At 69.8% G+C, this 15713-nt stretch carries 18 protein-coding genes and 3 tRNA genes; 16 read left to right on the top strand and 5 right to left on the bottom strand.

Annotated features, from left to right (window positions below):
* Positions 1 to 4 precede the first annotated feature (4 nt).
* The 5 genes from IF78_RS0122540 (at position 5) to IF78_RS0122520 (ending at position 5296) form a co-directional block, all read left to right on the top strand.
* Positions 5 to 1579, top strand: a complete 1575-nt coding sequence (locus IF78_RS0122540) for a complex I subunit 4 family protein (RefSeq protein ID WP_031477923.1) — start codon at positions 5 to 7, stop codon at positions 1577 to 1579.
* Positions 1576 to 3099, top strand: a complete 1524-nt coding sequence (locus IF78_RS0122535; RefSeq protein WP_031477922.1) for an NADH-quinone oxidoreductase subunit N — start codon at positions 1576 to 1578, stop codon at positions 3097 to 3099. Before IF78_RS0122540 ends, IF78_RS0122535 begins: the two co-directional genes overlap by 4 nt.
* A 256-nt stretch (positions 3100 to 3355) precedes the next feature.
* The gene (gene htpX, locus IF78_RS0122530; protein WP_031477920.1) at positions 3356 to 4219 is read left to right on the top strand and encodes a zinc metalloprotease HtpX; all 864 of its coding nucleotides are present in this window, start codon (positions 3356 to 3358) and stop codon (positions 4217 to 4219) included.
* Positions 4216 to 4611, top strand: a complete 396-nt coding sequence (locus tag IF78_RS0122525) for a YccF domain-containing protein (protein ID WP_031477918.1) — start codon at positions 4216 to 4218, stop codon at positions 4609 to 4611. The genes htpX and IF78_RS0122525 overlap by 4 nt, the downstream gene beginning before the upstream one ends.
* Before the next feature lie 118 nt (positions 4612 to 4729).
* The gene (locus tag IF78_RS0122520) at positions 4730 to 5296 is read left to right on the top strand and encodes an SMI1/KNR4 family protein (protein ID WP_031477917.1); all 567 of its coding nucleotides are present in this window, start codon (positions 4730 to 4732) and stop codon (positions 5294 to 5296) included.
* A 281-nt stretch (positions 5297 to 5577) separates the two neighbouring features.
* On the opposite strand, the gene IF78_RS0122515 is transcribed toward IF78_RS0122520, so the two are convergent.
* Positions 5578 to 6846 carry an APC family permease gene (locus IF78_RS0122515; RefSeq protein ID WP_031477915.1) on the bottom strand — a complete coding sequence of 423 codons (1269 nt, stop codon included), beginning with the start codon at positions 6844 to 6846 and terminating at the stop codon, positions 5578 to 5580.
* 213 nt (positions 6847 to 7059) lie between these two features.
* Here IF78_RS0122515 and IF78_RS0122510 point away from each other — a divergent pair, with 213 nt between their 5' ends.
* Positions 7060 to 7326, top strand: coding sequence for a GlsB/YeaQ/YmgE family stress response membrane protein (locus tag IF78_RS0122510; protein WP_031477913.1), 267 nt, complete (start codon positions 7060 to 7062; stop codon positions 7324 to 7326).
* 99 nt (positions 7327 to 7425) lie between these two features.
* Here the strand turns inward: IF78_RS0122510 and IF78_RS0122505 are convergent, their stop codons facing one another.
* The gene (locus tag IF78_RS0122505; protein WP_031477911.1) at positions 7426 to 7914 is read right to left on the bottom strand and encodes a YajQ family cyclic di-GMP-binding protein; all 489 of its coding nucleotides are present in this window, start codon (positions 7912 to 7914) and stop codon (positions 7426 to 7428) included.
* 224 nt (positions 7915 to 8138) lie between these two features.
* On the opposite strand from IF78_RS0122505, the gene IF78_RS0122500 reads away from it, so the two are divergent.
* Together IF78_RS0122500 and IF78_RS46350 are read left to right on the top strand one after the other, a co-directional pair.
* Positions 8139 to 8220: transfer RNA gene (locus IF78_RS0122500), tRNA-Tyr, on the top strand.
* 87 nt (positions 8221 to 8307) lie between these two features.
* Positions 8308 to 8520 (top strand): hypothetical protein, encoded by a 213-nt coding sequence (locus IF78_RS46350; RefSeq protein WP_078662546.1) that lies wholly within the window; start codon positions 8308 to 8310, stop codon positions 8518 to 8520.
* A 70-nt stretch (positions 8521 to 8590) separates the two neighbouring features.
* On the opposite strand, the gene IF78_RS0122495 is transcribed toward IF78_RS46350, so the two are convergent.
* The 3 genes from IF78_RS0122495 to IF78_RS0122485 all read right to left on the bottom strand — a co-directional run bounded on the left by IF78_RS0122495 (position 8591) and on the right by IF78_RS0122485 (position 11151).
* Complete coding sequence (locus tag IF78_RS0122495) at positions 8591 to 8956, bottom strand: nuclear transport factor 2 family protein (protein ID WP_037641012.1); 366 nt, start codon at positions 8954 to 8956, stop codon at positions 8591 to 8593.
* A gap of 17 nt (positions 8957 to 8973) precedes the next feature.
* Positions 8974 to 9630: an SDR family oxidoreductase gene (locus IF78_RS0122490; protein ID WP_031477908.1), complete on the bottom strand. Its 657-nt coding sequence runs from the start codon at positions 9628 to 9630 to the stop codon at positions 8974 to 8976.
* 255 nt (positions 9631 to 9885) lie between these two features.
* Entirely contained in the window at positions 9886 to 11151 is a 1266-nt protein-coding gene (locus IF78_RS0122485; RefSeq protein WP_031477906.1) for an amidohydrolase family protein, read from the bottom strand.
* A gap of 297 nt (positions 11152 to 11448) precedes the next feature.
* Here IF78_RS0122485 and IF78_RS0122480 point away from each other — a divergent pair.
* The 8 genes from IF78_RS0122480 to IF78_RS0122445 all read left to right on the top strand — a co-directional run bounded on the left by IF78_RS0122480 (position 11449) and on the right by IF78_RS0122445 (position 15632).
* Positions 11449 to 11521, top strand: a tRNA-Thr gene (locus IF78_RS0122480).
* 46 nt (positions 11522 to 11567) lie between these two features.
* Positions 11568 to 11640, top strand: a tRNA-Met gene (locus IF78_RS0122475).
* 89 nt (positions 11641 to 11729) lie between these two features.
* On the top strand, positions 11730 to 11894 hold the full coding sequence (gene rpmG, locus IF78_RS0122470) for a 50S ribosomal protein L33 (protein ID WP_003948671.1): 165 nt from the start codon (positions 11730 to 11732) through the stop codon (positions 11892 to 11894).
* Between the two features lie 150 nt (positions 11895 to 12044).
* Complete coding sequence (locus IF78_RS0122465) at positions 12045 to 12509, top strand: MaoC family dehydratase N-terminal domain-containing protein (RefSeq protein ID WP_031477900.1); 465 nt, start codon at positions 12045 to 12047, stop codon at positions 12507 to 12509.
* Between the two features lie 5 nt (positions 12510 to 12514).
* Positions 12515 to 12943, top strand: a complete 429-nt coding sequence (locus IF78_RS0122460; RefSeq protein WP_031477898.1) for a MaoC family dehydratase — start codon at positions 12515 to 12517, stop codon at positions 12941 to 12943.
* A 113-nt stretch (positions 12944 to 13056) separates the two neighbouring features.
* On the top strand, positions 13057 to 13620 hold the full coding sequence (locus tag IF78_RS0122455) for a TetR/AcrR family transcriptional regulator (protein ID WP_031477896.1): 564 nt from the start codon (positions 13057 to 13059) through the stop codon (positions 13618 to 13620).
* A gap of 144 nt (positions 13621 to 13764) precedes the next feature.
* Positions 13765 to 15225 carry an MFS transporter gene (locus tag IF78_RS0122450; RefSeq protein WP_031477894.1) on the top strand — a complete coding sequence of 487 codons (1461 nt, stop codon included), beginning with the start codon at positions 13765 to 13767 and terminating at the stop codon, positions 15223 to 15225.
* A gap of 26 nt (positions 15226 to 15251) precedes the next feature.
* A complete protein-coding gene (locus tag IF78_RS0122445; protein WP_031477892.1) occupies positions 15252 to 15632 on the top strand; it encodes a DUF3291 domain-containing protein in 381 nt (126 codons plus the stop codon).
* Positions 15633 to 15713: the final 81 nt, after the last annotated feature.

Raw genomic sequence — 15713 nt, 5'->3', positions numbered from 1 at the left:
AGGCGTGATCGATATCAACGAGTCCGTGATGCAGTTCCTTCTGGCGTTCGTCGTCGTCGGCCCGCTTCTCGGCGCGGCCGCCGCTCTCCTGCCGGCCCCGCCCGGGCTGAAAGGGAAGTCGCCCGAGCAGGCCGTACTCCGGCACGGCGTCACCGTCACCGGCGCGGTCCTCATCGCCGCGATCGTCCTCGCGCTCGGCTTCGACCACGACCAGCCGTCGAAGATGCAGGCCAGCACGGACATCAGCTGGATCCCCGCACTCGACGTACGCATCCACCTCGGCATCGACGGCATCTCCCTCCCCCTTCTGGTCCTGACCGCGCTGCTGACCTTCCTGTGCGCGCTCTACTCGTACTTCAAGATGCCGTCGGGCCCGTCCCCGAAGGCCTTCGTCGCACTGCTGCTCGTCCTCGAGTCCGGCACCCTCGCCACCTTCGCCGTCCTCGACCTGCTGCTGTTCTTCCTCGCCTTCGAGATGGTCCTGATCCCGATGTACTTCCTCATCGCCCGCTGGGGCGGTGAGGGCCGGGCCGAGGCCGCCTGGAAATTCATCCTCTACACGCTGCTCGGCTCCGTGGTCATGCTGCTCGGCCTGCTCCTGATCGGAATCAAGGCGGGCACATTCGACATGGTGGCACTCGCCACTGACAACGGCCGGTCGCTGACCGCATCCGTGCAGGTCATCGCAGTATTGGCGATCGGGATCGGGCTCGCGGTCAAGACACCGATGTGGCCGCTGCACAGCTGGCTGCCCGACGCCCACACCGCCGCGCCGACCGTCGGCTCGGTCCTGCTGGCCGGCGTCCTGCTGAAGATGGGCACGTACGGTTTCGTCCGAATCCTGCTGCCGATCACCCCCGACGGGTTCACCGACTTCGCGCCGTATCTCGCCGCCTTCGCCGTCGTCGGGATCATCTACGGATCCCTGGCCTGCCTCGCCCTCGCCAAACGGGGCGCGAAGGGCGACCTCAAGCGCCTCATCGCCTATTCCTCCGTCGGCCACATGGGCTTCGTGCTGCTCGGCATCGCCACGATGACCCCGACCGGCGTGAACGGCGCCCTGTTCGCCAACATCGCCCACGGCCTGATCACCGGCCTGCTCTTCTTCCTGGTCGGCGCGCTGAAGGACCGTACGGGCACGACCGACCTCGACGCCCTCGCCGAGCAGACCGGGGCCGCGCTGTACGGCAAGGCCCCGCGCTTCGGCGGCCTGCTCGCCTTCGGGGCGGTCGCCTCGCTCGGGCTTCCGGGTCTCGCCGGGTTCTGGGGCGAGATGCTCGCGCTGTTCGGCGCGTTCCAGCCCGCCGCCGAGCTCAGCCGCCCGGCGTTCCTCACCTTCATGGCGATCGGCGCCTTCGGCACCCTGCTCACGGCCGCGTACCTGCTCGTCGTGGTCCGCCGCGTCTGCATGGGCGCAGTACCGCAGGACGCCCCGAAGCTCGCCGACGTCCAGAGCTACGAGTACGCGGCCTGGACCCCGCTCGTCGCCCTCACCGTCGTCGCCGGACTGTGGCCGAAGACCCTCCTCGGCCTGACCGACCCGGCCGTGCAGCAGCTCCTCGCAGGAGGCACCCGATGAGCTCCCTGGCCCAGCCCCTGGCCGAGTCGGTGGTCCAGTCCGTCGACTGGCTCGCCATCGCGCCGCCCACCATCGCGGCGGTCGTGGGACTCGTGGTCCTCGTCGCCGACCTGTTCGTCGCGGAGAACAAGAAGGCGCTGCTCGGCTGGACCTCCGTGGTCGGCCTGGCTGCCTCCGCGCTCCTGCTGCTGCCCCTCCTGGACGGCGATCGCTCCACCTTCTGCCTCACCGGCGACCCCGGCGTCTGCAGCTACACGGCGGACCGCTTCACCCTCGTGATCCAGTTCCTGGTCCTCGGCGGCGCCCTCCTCGCGGCCCTCCTCTCGGTCACCGCCCTCAAGGACGCCAACAAAGGACTCCCCGAAGGGGAGTTCTGGTTCCTCCTGCTCTCCTCCGCAGCCGGAGCCGCCCTCCTGCCGGCCTCCCGGGACCTGGCGACCCTCATCGTCGCCCTCGAAGTCGCCTCTCTCCCCGCATTCGCCCTGGTCGGCCTCCGCTACGGTGACCGCAAGTCCTCCGAAGCGGCCCTGAAGTTCTTCCTGTCGTCGGTCACCGCGACCGCGGTCAGCCTCATGGGCATCAGCTTCGTGTACGCCTCCACGGGCACCCTCTACCTCACCCAGATCGCCGAGCGGATCCAGAACGTCGACGGACAGCTCGAGATCCTCGCCCAGACCGGAGTCGTCCTCACCCTGGTCGGCTTCGCCTTCAAGACCGCCGCCGTGCCCTTCCACTTCTGGGTGCCGGACACCTATGTCGGAGCACCCCTGCCGGTCGCCGCCTATCTGTCGGTCGTCGGCAAGGCGGTCGGCTTCACCGGGCTGATCCTCGTCACGGTCATCGCCCTCCCGTCCTACGCCGACGTCTGGGGCCCCGCCCTCGCGGCGCTCGCCGCCCTCACCATGACCGTCGGCAACGTAGGTGCCCTGCGCCAGCAGGCCACGCGCGCGTACAGCGCGGTACGCCTGCTCGCCTGGTCCTCCGTCGGCCAGGCCGGCTACCTCCTGGTGCCGATCGCCGCCGCCGCGTACTCCGACGACGCCGAGCGATCCATCGGCTCCACCGTCGCCTACGCCCTCATGTACGGCGCCGTGAACCTGGGCGCCTTCGCGGTGGCCGCACTCGTCGGCCGTACAAAGACCCTCAACCGCATCAGCGACTACCGCGGCCTGTACCAGCGCAACCCGCTGTCGGCACTGGTCCTGGCCTTCTTCCTGCTCTGCCTCGCCGGACTCCCGCCGGGCATCATCGGCCTGTTCGCCAAGGTCACCGTCTTCTCCGCCGCCGTCGACGCGGGCCTCGGCTGGCTCGCCGTGATCATGGCCGTCAACGTCGTGATCGCGCTGTACTACTACCTCCAGTGGACGGCAGTGCTCTTCCGCGCCCCGGAGGGCGAGCCCGTCAAGCACCTCGTCCCCGCTCCCGTGACGGCCACGCTGGCCCTCACCGGCGTCGTCGCCATCGCCCTGTCCGGCGCGCCTCAGCTGATCCTGCGCTTCGCCGACACCGGACTCTTCTGAGCCCTGGCGCACTACGCCGGCGTTGTGAGCCCTGGCACGTTCAGCACGCGCGCGTGCCGCACCCATGCCCCCGCGCGCGTGCCGGCGCCTTCACCCGGTCGGCCCACGCCCGCCGCCGTACCCACCAGGGAACCCGTGGCCCTCGCCTGGCGTTGACCAGTACGGAAGGGTCCACTGGACGTGACACGACGACACCAGTGGCATCGGAGATCGACCAGCAAAGGGTTCCCCTGCCGCACCACTTGGAGGGCGTACCGTGCACCGCCGGCACAACGGGCTCAGGACCGCAGTACTCCTCGGGGGACTGTCCGCACTCATCATCGTCATCGGCAGCTTCTTCGGCCGTATGGGGCTCGTCGTCGCGGTCCTGATCGCGCTGGGAACGAACGCGTACGCGTACTGGAACAGCGACAAGCTGGCGCTACGCGCGATGCGCGCCCGCCCGGTCAGCGAGTTCGAGGCCCCGGGGCTCTACCGCATGGTCCGCGAGCTCTCCACCCAGGCGCGCCAGCCCATGCCCCGCCTCTACATCTCGCCGACGGAGGCGCCGAACGCGTTCGCGACGGGCCGCAACCCGCGCAACGCCGCCGTGTGCTGTACCGAAGGCATCCTGCGCATCCTCGACGAGCGCGAGCTGCGCGGCGTCATCGGCCACGAGCTGAGCCACGTCTACAACCGTGACATCCTGATCTCATCGGTCGCCGGCGCTCTCGCCTCGGTGATCATGTTCCTGGTCAACTTCGCCTGGCTGATCCCGATCGGCCGCTCCGATGACGACGACGGCCCCGGCATCCTCGGCCTCCTGCTGATCATGATCCTGGGCCCGCTCGCCGCCACACTCATCCAGTTGGCCATCAGCCGCTCCAGGGAGTACGAGGCCGACGCGTCCGGATCCCAGCTCACCGGCGACCCGCTCGCTCTCGCCAGCGCCCTGCGCAAGCTCGAACTCGGCACCAAGCAGCTCCCGCTGCCCCCCGAGCCCCGCATCGAGACCGCCAGCCACATGATGATCGCTAACCCCTTCCGCCCGGGTCAGGGGTTCTCCAGAATGTTCTCCACCCACCCGCCGATGGCGGACCGTATCGCCCGGCTCGAAAAGATGGCAGGCCCCCCACAGTGAAGACCATCCTCAACGTCATCTGGCTCGTCCTGAGCGGCTTCTGGCTGTTCCTCGGCTATCTGCTCGCGGGCCTCCTGCTCTGCATCACGATCATCGGCATCCCGTTCGGCATCGCGGCCTTCCGTATCGGCATCTACGCCCTGTGGCCCTTCGGGTACACCACGGTCGAGCGCCGCGACGCCGGAGCGCCGTCCTGCATAGGAAACGTCCTGTGGCTGGTCCTCGCGGGCTGGTGGCTGGCCATCGGCCACATCGTCACGGGCCTCGCCCTCTGCATCACGATCATCGGTATCCCGTTCGGCATCGCCAACTTCAAGCTGATCCCGGTGTCGCTGTTCCCGCTGGGCCGCGAAATCGTGCGGTCGGACCAGCCGTTCTCGTCACGCTGGTAACGCTGTGGGGCGCCGGTAGAGCTGCGGGACCGGGGCTGCGTAGACCACCGGGTTTCCACAACTCGGTGGTTGTCCACAGGCCGGACCGATTGTCAGTGGCGGCTTGCATCATGAACGCATGACCGAGAACGAGCAGTTGCTGACGAGGGTGGCGGACAAGGCCCGCAACACCCGCCCGTGGGGCTGGACTTCACTCCCGGAGCCCGTGGACGCGGCCATTCTGGCCCGTGCCGAGGCCACCCTCGGCTTCCGCCTGCCCCCGCTGCTCGCCGACCTCTACCTGAGCATAGGAGACGGCGGATTTGGACCGGAGTACGGTCTGTTGCCCCTGCTCGACAGCCCTCCCGCCGGTGAGCCCGCCGCCGTCCTGCAGTACCTCGCCAACCGTGAGAGTGCCCGCAAGGATCCCGACTGGCCCTGGCCCGAAGGCGTCCTGCCGATATCCCACTGGGGCTGCGCGATGTACGCGTGCGTGGACTGCCACAGCCCCCAGGCCACCGTCCTGCTCTTCGAACCGAACGCCGACGACGCCGACCAGGCGTGGTACGTGGACGCCCCGAGCCTCACCGACTGGCTGCGCGCCTGGGTCGACGGCACGGGCTGGTACGAGGAGATGAACGAGGAGCTGGAGATGGTCCCTTGGGCCGACTTCCGCATACGAGCGGCGACGACTCGGGCGTCCTGAGGACGCGCGAACGGGCGGTTGCCGACTGGGGCCGGTCGGCGCCGAGCGGACGACTCGCTGCGATGACGTCCGGCACGCCCTGCTGCTCCACTGCCGTTCCGCTTTACAGCCCACTGCCACTCGCCTTACCGCCCTGCTGCGCTTCCGCCTTGCCGCACGGCCCTACGCCCCACCCCACCACAGCGGCGACCACCGACTCACACCACGGGCCCACACCGGGAAGTCACACCAGCGGACTCAAACCAGCTACTCACGTCAGCGACTCACACCCCTACGCCGCCCTACCGCGCCCGCCCACCCGACCGCTCCGCCACCCACCGCCGCACCCCATACGCGACTACACCCACCGCCAGCACCCCCGCACCGGCAACGACCGATATCCCCGGAAGGGAGAACGCCAGCACCACGCAACCGAGCAGCCCCACCGCCGGCACGATCCGCGCGGCCGGCTTCGAGTCGAGAGTCCAGGCGGACGCGTTGGCCACCGCGTAGTACGCCAGCACACCGAAGGAGGAGAACCCGATCGCGCCCCGCACATCCACCGTGGCGGCCAGGACCGCGACCACCGCACCCACGGCCAGCTCGGCCCGGTGCGGCACCTGGAAACGTGGATGCACGGCTGCCAGGGCACCGGGCAGATGCCGGTCGCGGGCCATGGCCAGCGTCGTCCGCGAGACGCCCAGGATCAGAGCGAGCAGCGAGCCCAGCGCGGCGACAGCGGCGCCCACTCGCACCACGGGGGCCAGCCCGGGTACCCCGGCCGCCCGGACCGCGTCGGCCAGCGGCGCGTCCGCGTCCCCGAGAACCTCCGGCCCCAGCACGGAAAGGACAGCCACCGCCACACACGCGTACACCACCAGCGCGATGCCCAGGGCCAGCGGAATCGCCCGGGGGATGGTGCGCGCGGGGTCCCGCACCTCCTCGCCGAGGGTCGCGATCCGTGCGTACCCGGCGAACGCGAAGAACAGCAGCCCCGCCGCCTGCAGCACCCCGTCCACGCCGCCCGAGGCCCCGATGTCCAGGCGCCCGGCATTGGACTCCCCGGACCCCAGACACACGACCACCACACAAGCGAGGACAGCCAGGACCACCGCAACGATCGCCCGCGTCAGCCAGGCGGACTTCTGGACGCCGCCGTAGTTCACCGCGGTCAGCGCCACCACGGCCGCCACCGCGACCGCGTGCGCCTGCCCCGGCCAGACGTACGCGCCCACGGTGAGCGCCATCGCAGCACAGGAGGCCGTCTTGCCGACGACGAAGGACCAGCCGGCGAGGTATCCCCAGAACTCTCCGAGCCGCTCCCGGCCGTACACGTACGTGCCGCCCGAGGCTGGATACAGAGCGGCCAGCCGTGCCGACGATGTGGCATTGCAGTAGGCGACGACGGCCGCGACCGCGAGCCCGAGCAGCAGCCCGGATCCGGCCGCGCGCGCGGCGGGGGCCAGGGCGGCGAAGATTCCGGCGCCGACCATCGAGCCGAGCCCGATGACCACGGCGTCCCCGACCCCCAGGGTGCGCCGCAGCTCGGAAACGGAATTGGAGCCTGTCATGGCTCGCACCCTACTGATCAGTGCAACCGAGGAGTGCCACAGTGACGTCCTCTTCATCAACAGAGCACGAACAGGCGCGCCACGAGCCGGACTCAATGCCGAGCGGCACACGGCGCGCAGCACACACGCACGTCGCGCCACGCACCAACTGTCCGCACGGAAGTCACACAGGTCGGACAGTGAGAGCACGGCGCGGAAGGGCAGGTTCAGGTCATGACCATCATCAGCTGGATCATCCTGGGGCTGTTGGCCGGGGCCATCGCGAAGTTCCTGCTGCCGGGCCGAGACCCGGGCGGCTTCATCGGCACGACGATCATCGGCATCGCGGGCGCGTTCATCGGTGGCTGGATCTCGGCCCGCTGGCTGGACCACCCGATCACCAAGGACTTCTACGACGGCACCACCTGGGCCGCCGCGATCGGCGGCTCACTCGTGCTCCTGATCGCCTACCGCATCCTGTTCGGCCACTCGCGCAACTGAGCGAGGAGCACATACCGGACCGCGGCCAGCAGGCGAGAAGGGTGGGCACCGACGGGCGCCCACCCTTCCTCGTACCTCCTGCGACGGTGACTCAGTGGGTCACCGGTAGTTCACGAACTGCAGCGCGAAGTCGAAGTCCTTGCCCTTCAGCAGGGCGATCACGGCCTGCAGGTCGTCACGGCTCTTCGAGCTGACCCGAAGCTCGTCGCCCTGCACCTGAGCCTTGACACCCTTCGGTCCCTCGTCGCGAATGATCTTCGCCACCTTCTTCGCGTTCTCCTGGGAGATGCCCTCCTGGATCGACGCGAAGATCTTGTATTCCTTGCCCGAGAGCTGGGGCTCGCCCGCGTCCAGGGCCTTCAGCGAGATCCCGCGCTTGATCAGCTTGGACTGGAAGACGTCGAGGACTGCGTTCACCCGGTCCTCGGAGTTCGCCTCCATCAGGATCTTCTCACCGGACCACGAGATCGAGGCACCCACGCCCTTGAAGTCGTAGCGCTGCGAGATCTCCTTGGCGGCCTGGTTGAGGGCGTTGTCGACCTCCTGCCGCTCGACCTTCGAGACGATGTCGAAACTGGAGTCGGCCATGTCCTGTGGCTCCTTGTATCGGGGTGCGTGTTGGGTGCGTATCGGCGGGCGTGGGGGTGGCCGCCGAGCCCGGGGCAGGCCCCGGCCGCATCCGGACAAGCCTAGCCACCCGTCGTGCCCCGGGAGGCGATCAATCGGGTGGCGAAGCACCCCTCCGCATCGGGTATTGTTTACGTCGTTGCCAGGGAGCACCGCCGAAAAGCGGTTCGAATGGCAGCAAACCCGGCGGTGTGCCCGAGCGGCCAAAGGGAGCAGACTGTAAATCTGCCGGCTCAGCCTTCCCAGGTTCGAATCCTGGCGCCGCCACGCTGAGCGATACCCCCTCCGATCTGCGGAAACGTAGAGCGGAGGGGTTTCCGCGTTCCGGGATCACGGCCGGGGCACACTGGCCCCATGGCCACGCGTCGCAGAAGCTGCCCCGAGTGCCGTCGTGAGATCGCCGTCGTCGCCGGCCGGTTCGCGCGGCACGATCCGCCCGGCGCGCGGGAGAACGGGGAACTGATGTCGTGCCCCGGATCACGGCGGCAGGCGCAACTCGGGGCCGCGCAGCCCGCCCTCGACGGGTACGTCGTGCCCGATTTCCCTGGGCAACTTCCGCTGTTCTGAGGCTTCGAACGCCCGGTTTTCGTCAGCCCCGGTTCCGACAGCCCAGAGTCCCCTCTCCGAGGGCCTCTCCCTAGCCGCCCGCTCGGACATCCATCCGCGTCACCAGCCCGTCCCCGTCGAACCGGTACACATGCTCGACCGTCTCCTCCGCCCACCGCTCACCCGACGCGTCGCGCACCCCGAGTCGCACGGTAGCCACGACCGCATCGCCGTCCGCGTCGCGGTGCAGACCCTCCAGCCGTACGAGGGGATGCCCGGCGGCGAACTGCCGTGCCCAGTACGCGCGTACCGCCTCGCGGCCGTGCAGCCGGACACCGTCCAGGACGTTCGGCCAGTCCACGTCGGGCGCCAGGCACCGCTGCATGAACGGCTCCCGCTCGTCCGTCGAGAAGACCTCGTACATGCGTCGCAGCAGCGCCTCTTGTGCGTCGGGCACGCCCTCGCCGCTCAACTTCAGTTACCTGCCACCGACTTCACCGCCACTGACACCGGAGCCGATCCGCTGATCAGTTCGAGCGTCAGGCCGGCCGTCGCCGGTGTGTCGAGCAACTCCGCGAGTACGGCGGCCACGTCGTCGCGCGGGATGGGGCCGCGGCCGGTGCTGGCCTCAAGGCGTACCTGCCCGGTACCGGCGTCGTTCGTCAGCATGCCGGGACGCAGGATCGTCCAGTCCAGGGCGTCCAGGCCACGGACGTACTCGTCGGCCGCGCCCTTCGCGCGCAGGTAGACGTCGAAGATCTCGCTGCCTTCGTGATTCGGGTCCGCGCCCATCGACGACACGATCACGAAGCGCCGTACGCCCGCCCGCACCGCCGCGTCCGCGAAGAGGACCGCCGCCCCTTTGTCCACCGTGTCCTTGCGGGCGGACCCGCTGCCGGGGCCCGCGCCGGCCGCGAAGACCGCCGCGTCGGCGCCCCGCAAACGTTCCGCGACCTCCTCGACCGAGGCCGACTCCAGGTCCAGCAGGACGGGCTCGGCGCCGGACTCCCGCAGATCGTCGGCCTGTTCGGCCTTGCGGATGATTCCCGCGACCTCGTCCCCACGCGCGGCGAGCAGCTTTTCCAGCCGCAGCGCGATCTGACCATGACCACCAGCGATGACAATGCGCATGTTTCCGACCGTACGCCCGGACGGCCGCATCCGCCGCACGACTTCAGCCACGCCTCACGCGCCCAGGCGCACGCCCACCGCCGAGGGGCGCACAGCTACGTCCGTGGGGCGCACGCCCGTCCCGGACGCCGGGCACACGCCCGTCCCCAGACGCGTACACACGCCCGTCCTCGCTGGGCGCACAGCCTCCGACACCCCCCGAAGCACCCCCACGCCCACACCGCCGGAGAGCACCTACTCCAGCTCCCGCCGCCCTCAGGACAGCTCCCCCCGCCCCTGCCGAGGCAACCCCAACTCCGCGGCCACAGCCGAGTTGCAGTACTCCCGCACCGCGCTCGTCCGTGCCACCACGCGCCCCCGATGCACCACGATGCGGCTGTACGCGAGTGACAGCGCACCCGCCAGCCGGTCCCCGCGCACCGCCAGCAACTCCGCCGGGAAGCCCGCCTCGACGCGCACCTCCGGCAGGCCCAGCACCGCACGGGCCGACGCGCTCACCGCGTCGTAGGAGTCCTCTGGGCGCAGCCCATGGCGCGAGGAGAGCAGATAGGCGGCCTCCAGCGGATCACCGCGTCCCACCGGATTCGCTACGTCCCTCAGGGCGCCGCTCCCCGCCGCGACCCGTACGCCGGCGGAGCGCAGCAGACGTACGGGCGCCGTGGCCCGCCGTTCCACACCCGCGCAGCCGCCCTGCGGCAGGCACACCACCGTCACCCCGGCCGCCGCGAGTTGGTCCGCGGTGCGCGAGGCCACCTGCGCGGGCAGGCGTCCGAGGGCGCCGCACGGCCCGAGGGTCACCCCGGGGCGCAGCCCGCCGGCCATCGCGGCGAGGCGCGCCAGGCGGGCCGGGTCGGTGGCGTCGGTGTGCAGGTCGACGGGGCAGCCGTGCTCCGAGGCGACCTCCAGGACCGCCTCCACGTAACCCGTCGGATCAGGGTCCAGGTCGGGACAGCCGCCGACCACCGACGCGCCCATCTTCAACGCGTCCCGCAGCATCGCCAGCCCCTCGGCGCCGGCCACGCCGGTCAGCAGTCGCGGCATCGCCACCGTCGTCAACTCGGTGAGTCCGCGCAGTGAACGCCGTGCCTGGAGTACGGCGGTCAGCGCGCCCAGCCCCTGGACGTCACCCACGCGCACATGTGCCCGCAGCGCGGTCGCCCCGTGCCCGAGCTGGAGCAGGGCGGCCTCGGTGGCCCGGCGCTGGACGTCCTGGGGGTCGTACGAGACGGGCCCGCCCTGGTCGGCGGAGAGGGCGGTGTCGCCGTGGGCGTGCGGTTCGGCCGGGGCCGGCAGCAGCAGATAGCCGCTGAGGTCCACGCGCGCGCCGCACGCGCGCGTGCCGTCCCCCGCCAGGCTCCCGGCCGTACCGACCGCCTCGATGCGCCCACCGACCAGCCGTACGTCCACGGTCCGGCCGTCGGTGAGCCGCGCTCCGCACAGCAGCAGTGCGGCCGGGTCGGCCGGTCCGGACGAGCCCGACGAGGACGACGAGTGGGGCGGCTGGGGCTGACTGTCGGGCATCGCGTTCCAGAGGCTCGGGGCTGCGCGTCGGGGCTGTGGGGACGGTGCCGGGGAACTGCGCCGGGCACGCAAGATCACGCAGAGTGAGACGAGCCTAGGCTGGCGACCCGGCCCTGGCGCGCAGGAGCGCAATAGTCGTACTGGTGTGGTCCGCCGAACAGGGGCCCGCTCCGCGGTGGCTCCGTGGTGGCGCAGTGGCCTGCGAGGCGTCTGTGTGGTCAGCCGATCGGCCGCAGGGAGGGGCCGCGAAACGGATTTGGGTGAACGGCAGCCGAGCGTGTAATGTCTTCATCGCTCGCCCCAATAGCTCAGTCGGCAGAGCGTCTCCATGGTAAGGAGAAGGTCTACGGTTCGATTCCGTATTGGGGCTCTGGTGTGAAGGGTTCCCGCCGCGAGGCGGGGGCCGATCGCATCACAGCGGTGTAGCTCAGTCGGTAGAGCAAGCGGCTCATAATCGCTGTGTCACCGGTTCAAGTCCGGTCACCGCTACTGACAGTAGCCGATTGCGGGGTCGGTCCTTCGATCGGCTACTCTTTCTTGCGTTAAATCAATCTATCCGTTCGTCAAGGAGCACTCACGTGGCTGCCACCGACGTCCGCCCGAAGATCACGCTGGCCTGCGTGGAGTGCAAGGAGCGGAACTACATCACCAAGAAGAACCGGCGTAACAACCCGGACCGTCTTGAGATGAAGAAGCACTGCCCGCGTTGCAACGCGCACACCGCGCACCGCGAGACGCGATAAATCAGGCTCGTACGCGAGGCCGCCCCCACAAACGGGGGGCGGCCTCGCGTCGTTTCCGCCCCGGTTACCGGTCGGTTCCGGCCGGCCCCGGGTGAATCAGCCAGGCGAACCAGCAGGTCAGCCGCAGCAGACAGCAGGAGGTGCCGAGCCATGGCGCTCGACCAGTCCTTCGTGGGGCGGAGCTACCCGCCCACCGACCCCTACGAGGTGGGCCGGGAGAAGATCCGGGAGTTCGCGCAGGCGGTCGGGGACACCAACCCGGCGTACACGGACCCGGAGGCCGCCAAGGCGCTCGGCCACTCGGATGTGATCGCTCCGCCGACTTTTGTGTTCGCGATCACCTTCAAGGCCGCGGCACAGGTCACCACCGACCCCCAGCTGGGCCTGGACTACAGCCGGGTGGTGCACGGCGACCAGAAGTTCGCCTACACCCGCCCGGTGCGCGCCGGCGACCGGCTGAGGGTCACCTCGACCATCGAGGCCATCAAGTCCATGGCGGGCAACGAGATCCTGGACATCCGCGGCGAGGTCCACGACGAGGCGGGGGAGCACGTCGTGACCGCCTGGACGAAGCTCGTCGCCCGTGGGGCGGACGCCACAGAAGGGGAGGCCTGAGACCGATGACGGCGAAGATCGCTTACGGCGACATCGAGGTCGGCACCGAACTGCCCACCCAGACCTTCCCCGTGACCCGCGCCACCCTCGTCCAGTACGCGGGTGCCTCCGGTGACTTCAACCCGATCCACTGGAACGAGAAGTTCGCCAAGGAGGTCGGCCTGCCGGACGTCATCGCGCACGGCATGTTCACCATGGCCGAGGCGATCCGCGTGGTCACCGACTGGGCCGGAGATCCGGGCGCGGTCGTCGAGTACGGCGTCCGTTTCACCAAGCCCGTCGTCGTTCCGAACGACGAGCAGGGGGCCACGATCGAGGTCAGCGGCAAGGTCGCGGCCAAGCTCGACGACAACCGGGTCCGCGTCGACCTGACCGTGAAGAGTGCCGGGCAGAAGGTGCTCGGGATGTCGCGGGCGGTCGTACAACTGGCGTGAACGGCACGCGCGCGTGCCGCGAGGTAAGGGGCGTCCTCCATGGCGGGGCGCCCCTTACGCCTTCTCGGCCGCCGCCCTTGTCCAGTTAGTGATTGAGTACTAACTTTGTTCTCATGCCCAGGATGAGCGCAGAAGAGAGGCGCGAGAGCGTCATCCGCGCGGCGACGACCGAGTTCGCCCGTGGTGGCTACCACGGCACGTCGACCGAGGCGATCGCCAAGCGCGTCGGAGTCTCGCAGCCGTATCTCTTCCGGCTCTTCCCGGGTAAGAAGGCGATCTTCCTCGCGGCCGCCGGGCGCTGTGTCGAGGACACCATCCGGATGTTCGAGGAAGCCTCCGACGGGCTGGAGGGTGAAGAGGCTCTCCAGGCCATGGGGGAGGCGTACCGGAAGGTGGTCACGGAGCAGCCCGAGTGGCTGATGATGCAGATGCAGATGTACGTCGCCGTGGCGGCCGCCGAGCAGGAGGGCGACCACGAGTTCGGCGAGGCGGTGCGCGCCGGCTGGATGCGGCTGTGGGACACCGTGCACCTGCCACTGGGGGCGGATGTCAACGAGACGACGACCTTCTTGGCGTACGGCATGCTCATCAACTGCCTGCTGGCCATGGGCTTCCCGCCCGAGCACCGGGTCTGGGCGGGAATGACCCCGCCGGAGCGGCCCGAGGAAAAGCCCTGAGGGTGGCATGCGGAGGGTTTCGGCCCCGCTTCATGAGCGCAAAAGTTAGTGATCAATAACTACCAAAGGCGGAACCTGGAGACGAACGACCCCAGCGAACTGTCCACAGCCGACCGGAACCCATGCATCACCCCTGGGGGAGCGATGACACACCACACCGACCAGAACGCGCGGACAACCCTCAAAGGCGGGGCCGGCTGGGCCCTCGTCATCACCAGCGTCGCCGGGTTCATGGCGTCGCTCGACAACCTCGTGGTCACCACCGCGTTGCCCTCGATCCGCAAGGACCTGGGCGGAGCGCTGCACGACCTGGAATGGACGGTGAGTGCGTACACACTCACCTTCGCCGTCCTGCTGATGTTCGGCGCGGCACTGGGTGACCGCTTCGGCCGCCGACGGCTCTTCCTCGTCGGCATCACGATCTTCACCGGCGCGTCCGCGGCCGCGGCCCTCGCCCCCGGCATTAACTCCCTCATCGCGGCCCGCGCCGTACAGGGCGTCGGCGCGGCGATCATGATGCCGCTGACGCTGACCCTGCTGACGGCGGCCGTGCCCGTGGCCAAGCGGGGGATGGCATACGGCATCTGGGGCGCCGTCAACGGCCTCGCCGTCGCCTCCGGCCCTCTCATCGGCGGCAGCCTCACGGAGCACATCTCCTGGCAGTGGATCTTCTGGCTGAACGTTCCGCTCGGACTCGTCCTGCTACCTCTCGCCCGGCTGCGTCTCGCCGAGTCGTACGGCACCGGCGCCCCGCTCGACATCCCCGGCACCCTGCTCGCCAGCGGCGGCCTGTTCGGCATCGTGTACGGCCTGGTGCGCGGACCCGCCGACGGCTGGACCGGCCGACTGGTCCTGGCCGGCCTGTTCACCGGAGGGGCGATGCTCGTCGGCTTCGTCCTCTACAGCGCCCGAGCCAAGAACCCGATGCTGCCGATGAGGCTGTTCCGCTCCCGGGCCTTCTCCGGGATCAACGCCGCGAGCATGCTGATGTTCCTCGGCATGTTCGGGTCGATCTTCCTGCTCAGCCAGTACATGCAGGGAGTGCTCGGCTACTCGCCGACCGAGGCGGGCCTGCGCATGCTGCCCTGGACCGGCATGCCCATGCTCGTCGCGCCGATCGCGGGCATACTCTCCGACCGCGTCGGCGGTCGCCCCGTGGTCGCCACGGGCCTCTTCCTCCAGGCCGCGGGCCTCGCCTACCTGACCTCCGTGATCACCGTCGACGCCTCCTACGGCGCCCAGCTGCCCGGCCTGATCATCAGCGGCATCGGCATGGCCCTGTTCTTCGCCCCGGCCTCCAACCTGGTCATGTCCAGCGTCCGAGCCTCGGAGCAGGGCATCGCCTCCGGCGCAAACAACGCCCTGCGCGAGGTCGGCGGCGCGCTCGGCATCGCCGTCATGGCGTCGGTCTTCTCCGCGCAGGGTGGCTACGAGACCGGCCAGACCTTCGTCGACGGACTGCGGCCCGCCCTGGTCACCGGCGCCACGGTGGTGGCCCTCGCCGGAGTGGCTGCCCTGCTGATTCCGGGCAGGCGGCGCGACGGCAAGGCCGCGCGCGTGGCCGAGCAGCTGCCCGAGCCCGTCCTGGAGACGGCCCGCCACTGACAACCCCCGACCCGTGAGGAGCAGTCATGCCCACCCTTCCCTGGACCGTGCCGAACCCCGCGCCGCCGGACACCGAGGTGCACGTCTTCGCCTCCCGCTTCGAGACCCGCACCCTTTGGGGAGCGCTTCGCTTCCTCGCCCGTACGCCCGGTGTGTGGCGGCAGGTGAGCCAGGCGCCCGGAGCGTACGGGGCATCCCTCAAGGCGGAGCCGTTCAAGCGGACCTTCTGGACGCTGTCCGCATGGGAGTCACCGGCGGCGCTCAAGGACTTCGCTCGCTCGGGCACTCATGCCCCGACGTCGCGGGGCCTGTCCGCGCAGATGCGGGATGCGAAGTTCGCCACCTGGCAGGTGTCGAGCGACGACCTCCCGCTCGGCTGGGCCGAGGCGTTCCGGCGTCTGACCTGAACGGCACGCGCGTGTGGCGTGTGCCTCCGCCCCGGCGCTCACCAGGGGTGCCGGGGCTGTCAGTGCCGTCTCGTAGTCTTG

Origin of the sequence: Streptomyces bicolor (genome assembly GCF_000719285.1) — a bacterium.
Classification (GTDB): Bacteria; Actinomycetota; Actinomycetes; order Streptomycetales; family Streptomycetaceae; genus Streptomyces; species Streptomyces bicolor.
Note: the sequence above shows the minus strand (reverse complement) of the source record. Positions and strands in the feature narration are given on the sequence as shown.

Excerpts from the sequence above, each read along its gene's own strand:
- IF78_RS0122535 (WP_031477922.1), top strand. The coding sequence starts at position 1,576 with ATGAGCTCCCTGGCCCAGCCCCTGGCCGAGTCGGTGGTCCAGTCCGTC.
- IF78_RS0122520 (WP_031477917.1), top strand. The coding sequence starts at position 4,730 with ATGACCGAGAACGAGCAGTTGCTGACGAGGGTGGCGGACAAGGCCCGC.
- IF78_RS0122515 (WP_031477915.1), bottom strand. The coding sequence starts at position 6,846 with ATGACAGGCTCCAATTCCGTTTCCGAGCTGCGGCGCACCCTGGGGGTC.
- IF78_RS0122510 (WP_031477913.1), top strand. The coding sequence starts at position 7,060 with ATGACCATCATCAGCTGGATCATCCTGGGGCTGTTGGCCGGGGCCATC.
- IF78_RS0122505 (WP_031477911.1), bottom strand. The coding sequence starts at position 7,914 with ATGGCCGACTCCAGTTTCGACATCGTCTCGAAGGTCGAGCGGCAGGAG.
- IF78_RS46350 (WP_078662546.1), top strand. The coding sequence starts at position 8,308 with ATGGCCACGCGTCGCAGAAGCTGCCCCGAGTGCCGTCGTGAGATCGCC.
- IF78_RS0122490 (WP_031477908.1), bottom strand. The coding sequence starts at position 9,630 with ATGCGCATTGTCATCGCTGGTGGTCATGGTCAGATCGCGCTGCGGCTG.
- IF78_RS0122485 (WP_031477906.1), bottom strand. The coding sequence starts at position 11,151 with ATGCCCGACAGTCAGCCCCAGCCGCCCCACTCGTCGTCCTCGTCGGGC.
- IF78_RS0122465 (WP_031477900.1), top strand. The coding sequence starts at position 12,045 with ATGGCGCTCGACCAGTCCTTCGTGGGGCGGAGCTACCCGCCCACCGAC.
- IF78_RS0122460 (WP_031477898.1), top strand. The coding sequence starts at position 12,515 with ATGACGGCGAAGATCGCTTACGGCGACATCGAGGTCGGCACCGAACTG.
- IF78_RS0122455 (WP_031477896.1), top strand. The coding sequence starts at position 13,057 with ATGCCCAGGATGAGCGCAGAAGAGAGGCGCGAGAGCGTCATCCGCGCG.
- IF78_RS0122450 (WP_031477894.1), top strand. The coding sequence starts at position 13,765 with ATGACACACCACACCGACCAGAACGCGCGGACAACCCTCAAAGGCGGG.
- IF78_RS0122445 (WP_031477892.1), top strand. The coding sequence starts at position 15,252 with ATGCCCACCCTTCCCTGGACCGTGCCGAACCCCGCGCCGCCGGACACC.